This window comes from Mumia sp. ZJ430 (genome assembly GCF_011751845.1).
In the GTDB taxonomy this organism is placed as follows: domain Bacteria; phylum Actinomycetota; class Actinomycetes; order Propionibacteriales; family Nocardioidaceae; genus Mumia.
On sequence record NZ_JAAHFK010000003.1, the window covers coordinates 83,254 to 97,001 of the forward strand.

Genomic DNA, 13,748 nt, shown 5'->3' on the forward strand with positions numbered 1-13,748 from the left:
GAGCTGGCGGCGTCCGGCTCAGCTCCGCAGGTGCAGGAGCCGATCGAGGTGCGTCTCCACCGGCGAGCGACGATCGGGTCGCGGTCGGTGGAGCGTGGAGGTCCTCGCGTGGTCACGAGTCCGAGCGCGCTCGTGGACCCCTGAGCCCTGCGGCGTGCGAAACTCGCGCAGGCGATCGCTCAACCGTTGGCGCTGCACGCGATGACGATCCTCGATCTCGAGGATCCTCGCGCCCTTGCGGCGGCTGAAGACAAACCCTCGCTCGCCGTCAGGCGCCACCCAGAGCTTGCCGAGGTGGATCAGCTGGTGGCACCGGGGGCACAGCCCGACGAGGTTGTCGAGATCGGTCCGGCCGCCGTCACGATCCCACCACGCCACGTGGTGCAGCTCCAGGTGAGTGCCCCCGCAACCCGGGTTGGCACAGACCCAGCCCTGCCTCGCGTGAACCGCCTGCCGCTGCTTGTAGGTCGCCAGCCGGTGGGTGCGCCCGACATTGAGGACGTCGGCCTGTGGGGTCGGGCCGGTCGTGTCGCCGGCGACAAGGAAGTCGGTGCGATCGGCGTCGCAGCTCAGGTAGTCGAACAGCTTGGGTCCGACAGGCCCCCACCCCGCGAGGACGGGCGGCTCGGCAGCGGGCTGTCCGGCGAGCCACGACGCCTCGACCATCACCCCGACCTGTGGTCGAACCCCACGATCGGCCGGCAGGCCGTGCTCGAGCGCGGACGCAGCGAGGTCCCCGATCGCGTCGACCCGGCGCTGCGCAGGCGTGCGGGGGTCGTCGGATCCACGTGGCGCCGATGCTGCCGTCAGCCACGTCTTGAGTCGCGTGCCGGCGACGGCGTCGAGGAACCCGTTGACGTGGAAGCCCTCACCGCAGCGAGCGATGGTCAGGTCGTGCTTCTCCATGCCCGCGGCATAAGCGCGGTCAAGCTCCTCCGGGTGAGCCGTGTCGACCAGCATCGTGAGCTGCCGGGTCAGCTCGGCCGGCTCGCAGACGCGCGCGACGTCGAGCATCACGTCCTCGGCAGCCTCGACGATCTCTCGATCAGCCTTTTTGAGGGCGACCGTGAACGCGTCCACGTGTCCACCACGGATCTCTCCCGCCCGACGCGCCGCACCGACTGCCGGCAGGACCCGCATCGTGCGTCCTGCCGCGACCGCCGCGCGCGACTGCTTCACGTCCCACCGCAGCTCGCGGCGCGCCCATGCGGCCGTCGACGAGGCGCCCTCCACCTCGTATGAACGTCGCTCCTGCATCTGGTCGAACCACCTGGCCTGCAGCCCACCCAAGCGGTCTGTCGCCGCCGCCAGCCGACGCTGCATCTCGCACGTCTGCTCGTCCGAGGCCAGACCCGCGGGCTGGTCGGCGAGCGCGTCCAGCGCCGCGTCCAGCAGGTCCATCGCCTCAGGATCGAACACAAGTATGATTCTACTGCGGCATGAGGTCCGTCGGCTACCCCTCGTACGGGGCTGTGCGTATCCATCTCCGCCACTCGCCCTGTGGACGAAAACCAGCCGCGTCCCAGAACGCAGCCCCCTGCTCGTTGCCCTCGAGCACCATCGCGTCGATCCGGCCAGCACCTACCTGCCGCGCACGCTTCTCTGCGTACGCGATCAAGCGATGTGCCACGCCGCTCCGTCGCACCTCCGGGCCGACGGCCAACCGGTAGAGATGAAAACGCCACCCGTCCCATCCGACGATCAGCGAGCCAACGATCCGCTCGTCCCATTCGGCGACCACGAGCGCGTCGGCGTCTCGCTCCAGGAGCCGTCGGATCGCACCCTCGGTGTCGGCCGGGCGAGCGTCGTTCTCCCCTGCCCGTGCCCAGAAGGCGATCAGCGCCGCAGCCTCGTCCGCACGCGCGGGCCTGATCGTCTGCCGCGAGGGGCGCGATGATGTCACGGCGCCGTTCTATCACCGCGCAGCGACACCGCAGCGCGAAGAGACCGACGTGCCGCTCACCGCAGGGCGAGCACCATCTCCTGCTCCACGCCGTCGTGCAGGACGGCCGGGAAGGACTCCCCGGTCGCGACGAACCCCCGCCGTCGGTAGTACGCCGCGGCCCGGACGTTGTCCTCGTGGACGTGCAGGAACAGCCGGTCGAGACCCTCCTCGTCATGCGCCCACATGGCGACGGCATCGAGGAGCGCGTCCGTCACACCCGCGGCGCGTCCACGCACCTGGGGGTCGACGAAGACACCGACGAGGTTGGCCCGTGGCGGTGCGTCCGGGTCGGTGCCTGCGCCGCCGGTCGCGTACGCCGGAAGCCCAGGCGAGACGAAACCCGCCATCGACCCGATCCAGCGACCGGCGTCGTCGCCGTCGACGAATCGCGCGACGACCTGGACGTTGCCCGGAGAGGCGCTCCGCGCCGCGCGGTCACGCCAGTCCTCCTCGCCTGCGACCACCGCGTCGTCGTACCGCTCGCCGTACGCGATCGGCGTGTCCTTCAGAGCCCGGAGCCGCAGCTCGCGCACCCGCTCCCAGTCGCCCTCGACGGAGCGGAACACCTCGTACGCCATGATCGCCGACCCTACTCGACCGGCAGGCCGAGCCCTCGCGCGATGAGCATGCGCTGCACCTCGGACGTCCCCTCGCCGATCTCGAGGATCTTGGCGTCGCGGTAGAACCGGGCCACGGGGTACTCCTCCATGAAGCCGTACCCACCGAACACCTGCGTCGCGATCCGCGTAGCGGTCACGGCCTGCTCGGTGGCGTACAGCTTCGCGATGGACGCGGCCTGCTTGAGCTCCTGCCCGCCGATGCCGGCGTCCTTCATCGCGGCCGCCTCGTACGTGAGGGCGCGCGCGGCCCGTGCGGCGACGGCCAGGTCGGCGATCTGGAAGGCGACCCCCTGCTTGCGCCCGATCGGGCCGCCGAACGTCTGGCGGTCGAGGGCGTACTCGCGGGACATGTCGAGGCACGCCTCGATGCAGCCGACCGCGAGCGCAGCGATGGCGATGCGGCCGTCGTCGAGGGTGGCGAGGAACTGCGCATAGCCGCGGCCGCGCTCGCCGAGGAGGTTCTCTGCGGGGACGCGGCATCCGTTGAAGCTGAGCGGGTGCGTGTCGGAGATGTGCCAGCCGAGCTTGTCGTACGGAGCCTCGGCGACGAAGCCCGGAGTGCCGGACGGGACGATGATCGTCGAGATCTCCGGACGACCGCCGTCACGGACGCCAGTGCGCGCGGTCACGGTCACCAGCGACGTGATCGCGGAACCGGAGTTGGTGATGAACTGCTTGGCACCGTCGATCACCCACTCCCCGTCGACGAGCTCGGCCCTGGTCGCGGTCGCTCCGGCGTCAGACCCTGCGCCCGGCTCGGTGAGCCCGAAGCCCGCGAGCGTCCGTCCGGCGACGAGGTCGGGCAGCCACTGCGCCTTCTGCTCTTCTGTGCCGAAGGTGAGGATCGGGTTGATACCGAGTCCGACAGCAGCCTCGAGCGTGATGCCGACCGACTGATCGACGCGCCCCAGCTCCTCGATGGCGACGCACAGGCTCGTGAAGTCGCCGCCGGAGCCGCCGTACTCCTCCGGCGCGGTGAGCCCGAAGAGCCCCAGCTCCCCCATCCTGGCGACCAGGTCCACCGGGAAGTGGTGGTCGCGGTCCCACTGGGCGACGTGGGGGGCGATCTCGGCCTGGGCGAAGTCACGGACGACCTTGCGGAAGGCCTCGTGCTCGGAAGAGAGAGTGCTGTACGCCATCCGCTGATGTTAACAGTCGTTAACGTACGGGTACACCCGTGCCGGCCGTCCCGTCGTTCATGGCCGGCGCGGCGCGGGTCGGGGTCACCGCGGGCGCCGCGATCAGCTTCTCGAGCTCGCGGACGATCGTCGCCGGCGAGATCGGCCTCGGGCGGTCGAACACCTCGAGAAGCGCATCCACCGACTGAGCGACGGTGAACATCGCTCCCGCGGCTCGCCGCGTGGCGTCCGGGAGCGCCCCGCTCTCGATCGCGCGGCGCAAGCCCCACGCGAGTGCCTCGGCATCGTCGGGGGCGACGAGCAGCACTCCCCCACAGTCGGTCTCGGGCAGCCCGCCGTCGTCCGAGGCGACGACCCGGCACCCTGCGTGCTGAGCCTCGATGGAGACGATGCCGAAGGTCTCGTGCCAGTACTGGCCGTTGGACGGCATCACCACGACGTCGTGCGCCGCCATCAGCGCGGCCATCGTCTCCGGGGTGGTGCGGCTCGCGACGACGGAGATCCCGGGGTGGACGCCGAGCATCTGCTCGATGATCCGCCCCTGCGGCTTGTCCGCCCCTGCTGCCGTCGCCGTGAACAGGAGCTCCACGTCGTCTTCGATGACGTCGATGTGGAGCATCGACAGGAGGGTGTAGACGCCCTTCTCGGGACTGAGCCTGCCTGCGAAGAGGATCCGCGTCTTGCCGGTCATGTTCACCGGACGCGGCTCGTTTGCGAAGCACGGCTCCGCAAACGGATAGACGACGCTGATCGTCGCCACGTCGACGTCCAGGAAGTGCGCCCACAAGGCAGCGGCGTACTGACTCGTGGCGATGAGGGTGAGGTCGCGCGTGCCGTCGACCGCGAACGCCCGCTCGTGCGCTCGCAGGGGCGGCGGGTTGTGCAGGATCAGGAAGGCCGGTTCGCGCGTGCGTACGACATGCGGCTCGTTGACGAAGACGACCGTCCCGTCGAGACTCCCGACCTCGGCGAGGGTCGACAGAGAGTGGAAGGGGAGGTCGGCGAACTCTTCCCGACCATCGGCGTCGTCGAGTCCGATCGTGACCACCTGCGCGGGCACGCCGCGGCGGTTCAGCTCGCGGACCTGACCAACGGTGTAGTTCTCAGAACCGCCGGTGCCTGCCGGCAGTCGGTTCCCTGGGGACCAGATGAAGGAGATCATGCGTACCACCCATGTGTCTGCGACGAACTCAATCGGGTGGCGGACGAGAGGACCGCGGCCGCGGGTCGGATTCCGACCCCACACATGAGGAGAGAGCATCACGCCGGCGATCCGCGACCCGGGTCTCGGCGTGGACGAAGCTCTGCGAAGCAGCGAACCTGCAGCACCCCATCGTCGGCACCTGCAGGTATTTCGACACTAGCACGCACCCACACCCCCCGTTCGTGACACCGAATCTCCCTAAGGTGTTCTCCGCCTGAAGACTTGACAGGTTTGCGATCGCAAATAAAGATGTTTGCGAAAGCAAACGGAAGGAACCTCCTCGTGCTCTCTCCCACCTCGCCCCGCGCCCTGCGTCTCCTCGCGGGCACAGCGGCACCCCTTCTCGCCTCGACGCTGCTCTTCCTCCCGCAGCCGGCAGCCGCCGACGGCGAGACGCCGCAGAAGATGCAGCTGGTCCTCGACGCCTCCGGCTCGATGGCCGAGAACGCCAAGGGCGGAGGCACCAAGATCACCGCCGCCCGCACCGCCCTCACCCGCGTCGTCGACACCCTCCCCGACGAAGCCGTCGTCGGCATGCGCGTCTACGGCGCCACCATCGACACCGGCAAGGGCGCCTGCACCGACTCCCAACAGGTCGTTGAACCCGGCACCGACAACCGCGACGCACTGAGCACCGCCGTCGGCAACTACAAACCCCTCGGCGAGACCCCCATCGGCTACGCCCTCGCGCAGGCCGGCAAGGACCTCGGCACCGACGGCAAACGCACCATCGTCCTCGTCTCCGACGGCGAGTCCACCTGCGACCCCAACCCCTGCAAGGTCGCCCGCGACCTGTCCAAGGACGGCATCGACCTCAAGATCGACGTCGTCGGTCTGTCCGTCGACGCCAAGACCCGCAAACAGCTGCGCTGCATCGCCGACGCCGGGCACGGCACCTACTACGACGCCGACGACGCCGCGTCGCTCACCGAACGCCTCGAAGTCACGTCCACTCGCGCCTTCCGCCCCTTCGACTTCACCGGCACACCCGTGACCGGCACCGCGAGTGCCTTCGACGCTCCCGAGATCGGAGTCGGGCAGTGGCTGGATAAGGTCCCGATCCGCGACACCGTCGCCTTCTACAAGATCCCCCGTACGATCCCCGGCTCGACGATCCACGTCGGGGCGACGACCCAGACCCCGGGCGACAGCCTCGGCAGCGGGCTGGTGCTCGACCTGACCGGCACGGACGGCACGACCTCGTGCGGCAGGGGTACGGCGTTCGAGAGCGCGATCGGCGGCACGAACCTCGTCAGCGGGAGCGTCAACAGCTGGTCGAGGGCACCGAAGCCGGTCTGCGACGACGCAGAGGAACTGACTCTCAAGATCGAGATCTCCGTCGACGACAGCCTCGCGGGCGCTCCGGTCGAGATCGTCGTGTACGAGGAGCCGCCGCTGGCCGAGGGGACGCTCGCGCAGCTCCCCGCCGAGGAGGGGACCCCGCAGTGGGAGCACATGGAGCCCGGGACCGCGACCGCTGAGGTCATCCCCGGGAGCAGCATCGCGAATGCGCCGGTCATCCAGGCCGGCACGTACCGCCTCGACATCCGGTCCGGCGAGCGCCAGGTGCTCGCCGTCCCGCTCGCGTGGGGTCAGCACCTCCAGGCGCAGATCGACGCGACGCTGACCAAGCCCGCGTACGACGGCGCGGGCGCCTGGAGCGGCTTCGACGTCCACGTGGTCGGCCCGACCCGTTCCGACGCCACGGCGACGCTGTTCCCCAACCCGCCGGACGACTGGCGAGCCGGGATCCCGTTCGGGAACATGTGGATCGAGGACGACAAGCACTGGCGTCGCGGCGCCACGACGGTGCCGGTCACCTACCTCAACCGCGCCTCGGCGAAGGGCGAGGTGAGCGCGTCGACGCTGCCCGGCTACCGGTACGTCGACGTCGGATTCGTCAACCGGGCCAACGACTCGGCCGTCATCACGTACGACCTCACGGTGAAGGTCTTCGGCGAGGAAGGCGCAGGTGCACCGGAGTACGCCGACGACGCGAGCCTGCTGACGCCGGACACGGACGACTCTGGTCCGGCACCCACCGAGACGTCGACCGATGACGACGGGGACCTCACGGCAACGGCGGCGCGCGACGACGGCGACGACTTCCCTTGGCTGCCAGTCGGTGTCGGCTTCGCCGGTCTGCTGCTGGTCGCCGGCGGCGGCCTTGCGGTGCTGCTGACGCGGCGCCCCAAGCCCACCACGCCTCCGACCCCACCTCCGCACCAGCCCTGGAACGGACCAGGTCCCGGCGGTTGGTGACGGCTGGTTGGTGGCGGCTCAGCCGAGCAGCAGCACGCCCATGACCGCGAGAAGGACGATCCCGAGCGCGATCGAGGCATAACCCGCGCTCCTCAACGGGGCACGCCCACGCGTCGTCGCCGGAGCCTGTACGGGTTCCGGCGGCGGCGTGCCGGACTCCTCCGGCTCAGGCCCCGCACCGACGGACTCGCGAGCGACGTGTTCGAGCACCTCGATCTCGCGACCCTCGTCGTCCGGGATCGCGTCGCCCGCAGGCACTAGTGCCGTACGGGCCAGCAGTGCCCGTGCGGCACCGGCCGAGGCCGGTCGGGCTCCGGGATCGGGAGCGGTGAGCGCCACAGCCACCTTCCAGAGCGCGGGGTCGACACCGGACGGCGGCTTCTCGACCAGGCGTCCGGCGCCGTCCGGAGGGCGGTCGCCGGTCAGCATCTGGACCAGGACGACGCCCGCTGCCCAGAGGTCCTGCGCGGGGTCCGGCTCGGCGCCGACGAGGACCTCCGGTGCTCGATAGCCTCTCGTCCCTAGTACGACCGCCGGGGCGGTCATCCGCGGCTCATGGACCGGGGCGGCGACTCCGAAGTCACCGAGACGCAGGTACGGCCGCCCGGCACCGGTGGGCTCGAGGAGGAGATTCGCGGGCTTCACGTCCCGGTGCACCACGCCCGCCGCGTGGACAGCCGAGAGGGCGTCGAGCAGCTGGTCGAGCAGGCAGGCGACCCACTCGGGAGGCAGGCTGCCGTAGTCGCGCAGCAGGTCGTGCACCGATCCGCCCCGGACGACGTCCATCGTGAACAGCACGGTGTCGTCCGCACCGGCCCATCCACGCGGCGTCACGGTGTGCGGATGGTCGATCCGCACACTCTGCTCGCGCACGAACCGCAGCAGAAGGGCTGCATCGGCCTGCCGGATCATCTTTGCTGCACGACGGACGCCGTCACGTCGGTCATGGACCAGCCAGACCGTGCCCATGCCGCCGGACCCGATCGGCTCCAGGAGCTCGTACCGGCCGGCGAAAACCTCACCCATCGGCGCCGTACCTGCGCAGCAGCGCCGCGATCCGCGGTTGGGCGTCCGCGACGAGGGCGGCCGCCTCCTCGAAGTCCGACGCGGAGCCCTCCGTACGGAACAACGCGCGCACCGCGCTCGCCTCGGGCGTCGTCCACGAGGTCACGACCGCGACCCCCTCCTGGGACGCGAGACCGGCGAGCGCCTCCTCACGGGTCGCCCGACCGGACGCGACCCCCTGTGCCGCGGCGTACATCGCCTGCAGCCGAGACACCGCAGCCGGGTTGCCGATCTTGACGCGGTGCCCGTTGGCCAGCTGCGACAGCATCGGCGCGGAGATGCCGAGCGCCGCCGCGACCCTCGCCTGGGTCAGCCCGAGCACCTCCGCGCAGCGCCGGACGATGACCCCGAGCGGCTCCCCGTACAACGCCGCCTGCGCGCGCTGGTTCGCCTCCACGTCGGGTCCGCTCATGCTCCGCACCTTAGCCGGGGATGGACTCCTGCCGGGGGCGTGCGGCGGGCGCTCTAGACTCGACGGGCAGCCAAGGCACCATGAGGAGCTTCCGTGACCCACACCCAGGGCATCCGTCCACTGACCAAGGTCCTCATCGCCAATCGTGGCGAGATCGCGGTCCGTGTCATCCGCGCCTGCAAGGACGCGGGGATCGGCAGCGTCGCGGTGTACGCCGACGCCGACCGTGACGCGTTGTTCGTCCGGCTCGCTGACGAGGCGTACGCCCTGGGGGGCGCAACCCCGGCCGAGACCTACCTGTCGATCGACAAGATCCTCGACGTCGCCCGGCGCGCCGGCGCCGACTCCGTCCACCCCGGCTACGGCTTCCTCGCCGAGAACGCCGACTTCGCGCAGGCCGTCATCGACGCCGGGCTGATCTGGATCGGCCCGCCGCCGCACGCGATCGAAGCCCTCGGCGACAAGGCGAAGGCCAAGCACATCGCCGAGCGGGCCGAAGCCCCCCTGGCCCCGGGCACCAAGGATCCGGTCGCCAACGCCGACGAGATCATCGCCTTCGCCAAGGAGTACGGACTCCCGGTCGCGATCAAGGCGGTCTTCGGCGGCGGTGGGCGAGGGCTCAAGGTCGCACGCACCCTGGAGGAGATCCCCGAGCAGTTCGACTCCGCCGTCCGCGAGGCGGTCACGGCGTTCGGGCGCGGTGAGTGCCTCGTCGAGAAGTTCCTCGACCAGCCACGCCACGTCGAGACCCAGTGCCTCGCCGACTCCCACGGCAACGTCGTGGTCGTCTCCACGCGCGACTGCTCGTTGCAGCGCCGCCACCAGAAGCTCGTCGAGGAGGCGCCCGCGCCATTCCTGACCGACGACCAGATCGAGCGCCTCTATGCCTCCTCCAAGGCGATCCTGCGCGAAGCCGGCTACGTCGGTGCCGGCACGTGCGAGTTCCTCGTGGCGCGCGACGGCACTATCTCGTTCCTCGAGGTCAACACCCGCCTGCAGGTCGAGCACCCGGTCTCGGAGGAGGTCACCGGCATCGACCTCGTCCGCGAGATGTTCCGCATCGCCGCCGGCGAGGAGCTCGGCTACGACGACCCTGAGATCCGCGGGCACTCCATCGAGTTCCGCATCAACGCCGAGGACGCCGGACGCAACTTCCTTCCTGCCCCGGGCACGCTGACCGTGTGGGACCCGCCGGCCGGCCCGGGCGTCCGTGTCGACTCGGGCTACGTCGTGGGCGAGACCGTGCCGGGGTCGTTCGACTCCCTGATCGCCAAGCTGATCGTCACCGGCAACAGCCGTGAGCAGGCGATCGAGCGCTCGCGCCGCGCGCTCGACGAGTTCGCCGTCGACGGCATGCCGACCGTGATCCCGTTCCACCGCCGCGTCCTCGACGACCCCGCGTACCTCGGTGACGGCGAGCGCTTCGACGTCTACACCAGCTGGATCGAGACCGAGTTCGACAACACCATCGCCCCGTACGCCGGTGGCGCCGCGGAGGCGCCCGAGACGGCCGAGCGCGAGACGGTGGTCGTCGAGGTCGGCGGCAAGCGCCTCGAGGTCGTCCTGCCCGCAGGGCTCGGCGCCGTCCCCGGAGGAGCCGCCGCAGGTGCCGCCAAGAAGCCGAAGCGCACCGCCAAGAAGGCCGGCGCCGCCGCCAGCGGAGACGCCCTCGTCTCGCCCATGCAGGGCACCATCGTCAAGGTCGCCGTCACCGACGGCCAGGTCGTCGCCGAGGGCGACCTCGTGGTCGTTCTCGAGGCGATGAAGATGGAGCAGCCCCTCAACGCCCACAAGGCCGGCACCGTCACCGGACTCGTGGCGATTGCGGGCGAGACCATCTCCGCCGGTGCGGTCGTGGTCGAGATCAAGGACTGACCCGCGGTGCGGGGGGACGCGGCGCGGCGACGCGTCGCACGGGAGGCTGTGCGGACGGCGGGTGCCGTGCTCGTGCTCGGCGTCGTGCTCATCCCCTCCCCCGCCCTCGCCTCCGCAGAGCCTGCGTCATCGCGCGATGCCGCCCGTACGGTCGACGAGATCGCTGCAGCCTTGAAGGAGGACCCGGTCCTCGTCCAGCAGGTCCTCGGCAACGGCGACGCTGCGGGCGCGGAGGAACGGATCAGCGACGCGATCGCCGACGCCGACGTCCCGGTGTACGTGGCCCTGGTGACCAAGCCCGGCGGACTCTCGGCGAGCGCCGCGTCGAAGGATCTCGCGATCCGCCTCCACTCGCGTGTCGGAGACGGCATCTTCATCGTCGGGATGCCGAGCGAGGTGCTCGCGCTCGAGGCGTGGGGGGCGCCCGACGCTCTCGGGCTCTCCGGTGCCCGGTACGACGCTCTCGAGAAGGCCCACCCGATGGTGGACTCCGACAAGGGGCTCGCCGATGTCGCCGAGGCCCAGATCGTTGCGACGATCGCGGCGGGCGGAGATCCCTGGGGGATCGACGACTCCGCGCTCAGGGAGATCGCGAGCGCGCCGTGGGCAGTGCGGCCGGACTCGCTCCCCCGCGACTACGACGCCGCCACACCCGGAGGCCGAGCCGTCATCGCGACGGTCGCCGGGCTGGGGGTCCTGCTCGTCGGTCTGCGCGCCCTCCTGTGGACGACCGCGCGCCGCGACCCGGCAAAGGCGAAGACTCCTCCGCTGACCGTGTCCGACCTCGACCTTGGCGACCTCGTCGTGAGAGCGAACAGCGAGACCACGCGTCTCGCGGAGGCGCTGGCCAACGCACGCTCGTCGTCGTACGCCGACACCGCGACGGGATATCTCGGGGCTGCCGAGGCCGTGCTGCGCGGTCTCGATCCGCTCGTCGAGCCCCGGGCCCCCCGTGCGTACGGGCGCCAGCTGCGCGACGCCGTCGGAGCGCTCGTGCTCGCCCGCTCCGGGCTGTACGAGCTCGACCGCGACGGTCGCAAGAACGACCGCGGTCGTTACGTCACCTGCTTCTTCAACCCTCTCCACGGCCGTGCGGACACCTCGCTCGAAGTCCCTGGGAGGGGCGCCGTCGTCGTCCCGGCATGCCGGCAGTGCGCCCACGCTGCGAAGCACGGCAAGCTCCCCGACGCGCTGGTGTTCGCGTACCCGTCGCGCCGACCCAAGCCGTACTACGAGGAGAAGTCCGTGTGGGCGCGCTCCGGCTACGGCGCCCTCGACGGTGAGCTGTGGGCTACCGTGACCGCCGAGTCTGCAGGGGCCGGCCGATGACGTGGGTGCGCACGATCGGTGCTGTCGTCGTCACTGCCGTGGCAGCGAGCGCTGCCGTCCTCGCCGTCCAGGTCTACGAGGGCAGGCACCCCGACTCCGACGGACCCCTGCCGCGTCCAGGTGATCGGGCGACGGACGCCGTCGCCGCGCTGACCGAGAGCCACCTGTACGTCGCTCCGGAGCTGCAGGGCCTCCTCACGCCCGAGGAGCAGGCACGCGTTGCTGCCGCAGCAGCGGCGTCGGAGCCGGCGGCGTTCATCGCGCTCGCAGGCAAGGGCCAGGCCGGCTACTACCTCGACGCCGACCTCCAGGAGTATCTCCTCGACGGCGTCGCGGTCGACGGGTCGTACCTCGTGTGGGACGGCGAGAGCCTGTACGCCGACGAGAAGACACGCGGCGGCCAGCTCGACGACATGGCCGAGACGGACATGGCGGGCAAGACCGAGGCCGCGCTGATGCGCTACGTCGAATCGGTCGACGGCAACGAGATCAGGCCGTTCGAGCGCTTCGACTACTGGGGAGGTCCCGGCGGTGGATTCACCGCCGGTCTGCTCATGGTGTCCGGCGGCTACGCGGCACTCATGCTGCTGCTCGGCACCGTCCGCGCCCTCGGCGGCGCCTCGTTCCTCCTGCCAGGACGCTGGCGCGACTTCTTCCGGAGCACCGCATGACCACAGAATCCTCGCGTGCCGACCTTGACGCCATCTGGGCCGCGCTGACGGACTCCGGCGTGTACGTCCACCCCTCGCTGGCCTCCAAGGTCACGCCGGAGCACGTGAGCCAGATCCAGGCGAACGTCGCGCGGATCGACGAGCCGGTCTTCGTCATCGCGTACCCGCTCAACTACGACGACGAGTTCAACGGCGGCGTCGACGACCTCGTCGCCACGCTGCACGACCATGACCCGCAGCCCGGGATCTACCTCGCGACCGACACGAAGTTCGGCGAGGTCCGCATCGGGGGCAAGTCGTGGGACACCGACACCGACGACTACGGCGTCTCCCAGGCCGGCTACGCAGCCGGCCACAAGGAGCCGGACAACCTCGGCGACCAGCTCGTCGCCGCGACGCAGATGATGGCGGACGGGACTGTCGCCGAGGGGTACGCGGCTTTCGAGGAGGCGGCCGCCGCCAGGCGCGAGTCCTCGCAGTCGACCTCCTCGACCTCGTCGTACGACGACGGCGGCAGCACCGGCGTGATCGTCGGGGCGTCGCTGGCGGTCGCGATCGTCGTCGTGGCCGTCTGGCTCGCCCTGTCGTGGCGACGCTTCAAGAGGGAGCGCGGCGACATCCCGAACCGCACGAAGGCGTTCACCCTCCCTGCCTCGGTCGTCGAACGCGTCCGCGATGCTCACGACAGCGCGCTGATCGCCCGCGCGGACCGCGAGCTGCTCGCACTCGGCGAGGCGATCGACGAGACGGACCTCGCCGGCGACACCGCGGCGTGGCAGGCGGCGCTGGACCACTACGACGCTGCCAAGCGCGTACGGGGCGAGTCCGCGCGCCCCGACGTCCTGGACGTCGTCGGCGCGCTGGTCCTGGTGGGACGGGGCCGCGACGCGCTCGAGGCGGCCTCTGCAGGCAGGCCGTACGCTCCGGCGCGTCCCTGCTATCTCCATCCGCTCCACGGCACCGCCGCCGCCATGACGCCCCTGACCACCGACAGTGGCAAGGTGGTCGTCCCGCTCTGCACGCAGTGCCGACGCGATCTCAAGGCCCACCGCCGCCCCGACATCCTCGACGTCGTGCGTGACGGCAGGCCCGTGCACTACTTCGACTCGGGCGTCGAGCCCTGGGCGTCGACCGGCTACGGCGCGCTCGAGCCGGACCTCGTCACGCAGCTGCACCGTACGCGCCGCTGACCGCGCGCCGACGCGACGCGACACCGCCGCTGTGCC

At 70.7% G+C, this 13,748-nt stretch carries 12 protein-coding genes; 5 read left to right on the forward strand and 7 right to left on the reverse strand.

Annotated elements, in window-relative coordinates:
- Positions 1-18: 18 nt before the first annotated feature.
- From HCT63_RS12615 to HCT63_RS12635, 5 genes are read right to left on the reverse strand one after another with little or no spacing between them, the layout of a single operon-like run.
- On the reverse strand, positions 19-1,419 hold the full coding sequence (locus HCT63_RS12615) for an HNH endonuclease signature motif containing protein (RefSeq protein WP_167005236.1): 1,401 nt from the start codon (positions 1,417-1,419) through the stop codon (positions 19-21).
- Positions 1,420-1,453: 34 nt separating this feature from the next.
- Positions 1,454-1,903: a GNAT family N-acetyltransferase gene (locus HCT63_RS12620; protein ID WP_167005239.1), complete on the reverse strand. Its 450-nt coding sequence runs from the start codon at positions 1,901-1,903 to the stop codon at positions 1,454-1,456.
- 56 nt (positions 1,904-1,959) lie between these two features.
- Positions 1,960-2,523 (reverse strand): GNAT family N-acetyltransferase, encoded by a 564-nt coding sequence (locus tag HCT63_RS12625; protein WP_167005243.1) that lies wholly within the window; start codon positions 2,521-2,523, stop codon positions 1,960-1,962.
- Positions 2,524-2,534: 11 nt separating this feature from the next.
- On the reverse strand, positions 2,535-3,704 hold the full coding sequence (locus HCT63_RS12630) for an acyl-CoA dehydrogenase family protein (RefSeq protein ID WP_167005246.1): 1,170 nt from the start codon (positions 3,702-3,704) through the stop codon (positions 2,535-2,537).
- A 19-nt stretch (positions 3,705-3,723) separates the two neighbouring features.
- Positions 3,724-4,866: a glycosyltransferase family 4 protein gene (locus tag HCT63_RS12635; RefSeq protein ID WP_167005249.1), complete on the reverse strand. Its 1,143-nt coding sequence runs from the start codon at positions 4,864-4,866 to the stop codon at positions 3,724-3,726.
- A gap of 324 nt (positions 4,867-5,190) precedes the next feature.
- On the opposite strand from HCT63_RS12635, the gene HCT63_RS12640 reads away from it, so the two are divergent.
- Positions 5,191-7,170 (forward strand): VWA domain-containing protein, encoded by a 1,980-nt coding sequence (locus tag HCT63_RS12640; RefSeq protein ID WP_167005251.1) that lies wholly within the window; start codon positions 5,191-5,193, stop codon positions 7,168-7,170.
- A gap of 18 nt (positions 7,171-7,188) precedes the next feature.
- On the opposite strand, the gene HCT63_RS12645 is transcribed toward HCT63_RS12640, so the two are convergent.
- Together HCT63_RS12645 and HCT63_RS12650 are read right to left on the reverse strand one after the other, a co-directional pair.
- Positions 7,189-8,196: a serine/threonine-protein kinase gene (locus HCT63_RS12645; RefSeq protein WP_167005254.1), complete on the reverse strand. Its 1,008-nt coding sequence runs from the start codon at positions 8,194-8,196 to the stop codon at positions 7,189-7,191.
- Positions 8,189-8,647 (reverse strand): helix-turn-helix transcriptional regulator, encoded by a 459-nt coding sequence (locus HCT63_RS12650; protein ID WP_167005257.1) that lies wholly within the window; start codon positions 8,645-8,647, stop codon positions 8,189-8,191. The genes HCT63_RS12645 and HCT63_RS12650 overlap by 8 nt, the downstream gene beginning before the upstream one ends.
- Positions 8,648-8,740: 93 nt before the next feature.
- Here HCT63_RS12650 and HCT63_RS12655 point away from each other — a divergent pair, with 93 nt between their 5' ends.
- From HCT63_RS12655 to HCT63_RS12670, 4 genes are read left to right on the forward strand one after another with little or no spacing between them, the layout of a single operon-like run.
- Positions 8,741-10,522 (forward strand): biotin carboxylase N-terminal domain-containing protein, encoded by a 1,782-nt coding sequence (locus HCT63_RS12655; RefSeq protein ID WP_243843021.1) that lies wholly within the window; start codon positions 8,741-8,743, stop codon positions 10,520-10,522.
- 6 nt (positions 10,523-10,528) lie between these two features.
- The gene (locus HCT63_RS12660; RefSeq protein WP_167005260.1) at positions 10,529-11,851 is read left to right on the forward strand and encodes a hypothetical protein; all 1,323 of its coding nucleotides are present in this window, start codon (positions 10,529-10,531) and stop codon (positions 11,849-11,851) included.
- Entirely contained in the window at positions 11,848-12,522 is a 675-nt protein-coding gene (locus HCT63_RS12665; protein WP_167005263.1) for a hypothetical protein, read from the forward strand. Before HCT63_RS12660 ends, HCT63_RS12665 begins: the two co-directional genes overlap by 4 nt.
- A complete protein-coding gene (locus HCT63_RS12670) occupies positions 12,519-13,712 on the forward strand; it encodes a hypothetical protein (protein WP_167005266.1) in 1,194 nt (397 codons plus the stop codon). The genes HCT63_RS12665 and HCT63_RS12670 overlap by 4 nt, the downstream gene beginning before the upstream one ends.
- Positions 13,713-13,748: the final 36 nt, after the last annotated feature.

Coding starts and splice junctions, on each gene's coding strand:
- HCT63_RS12630 (WP_167005246.1), bottom strand. CDS start 3,704: ATGGCGTACAGCACTCTCTCTTCCGAGCACGAGGCCTTCCGCAAGGTC.
- HCT63_RS12635 (WP_167005249.1), bottom strand. CDS start 4,866: ATGATCTCCTTCATCTGGTCCCCAGGGAACCGACTGCCGGCAGGCACC.
- HCT63_RS12650 (WP_167005257.1), bottom strand. CDS start 8,647: ATGAGCGGACCCGACGTGGAGGCGAACCAGCGCGCGCAGGCGGCGTTG.
- HCT63_RS12625 (WP_167005243.1), bottom strand. CDS start 2,523: ATGGCGTACGAGGTGTTCCGCTCCGTCGAGGGCGACTGGGAGCGGGTG.
- HCT63_RS12665 (WP_167005263.1), top strand. CDS start 11,848: ATGACGTGGGTGCGCACGATCGGTGCTGTCGTCGTCACTGCCGTGGCA.
- HCT63_RS12670 (WP_167005266.1), top strand. CDS start 12,519: ATGACCACAGAATCCTCGCGTGCCGACCTTGACGCCATCTGGGCCGCG.
- HCT63_RS12645 (WP_167005254.1), bottom strand. CDS start 8,196: ATGGGTGAGGTTTTCGCCGGCCGGTACGAGCTCCTGGAGCCGATCGGG.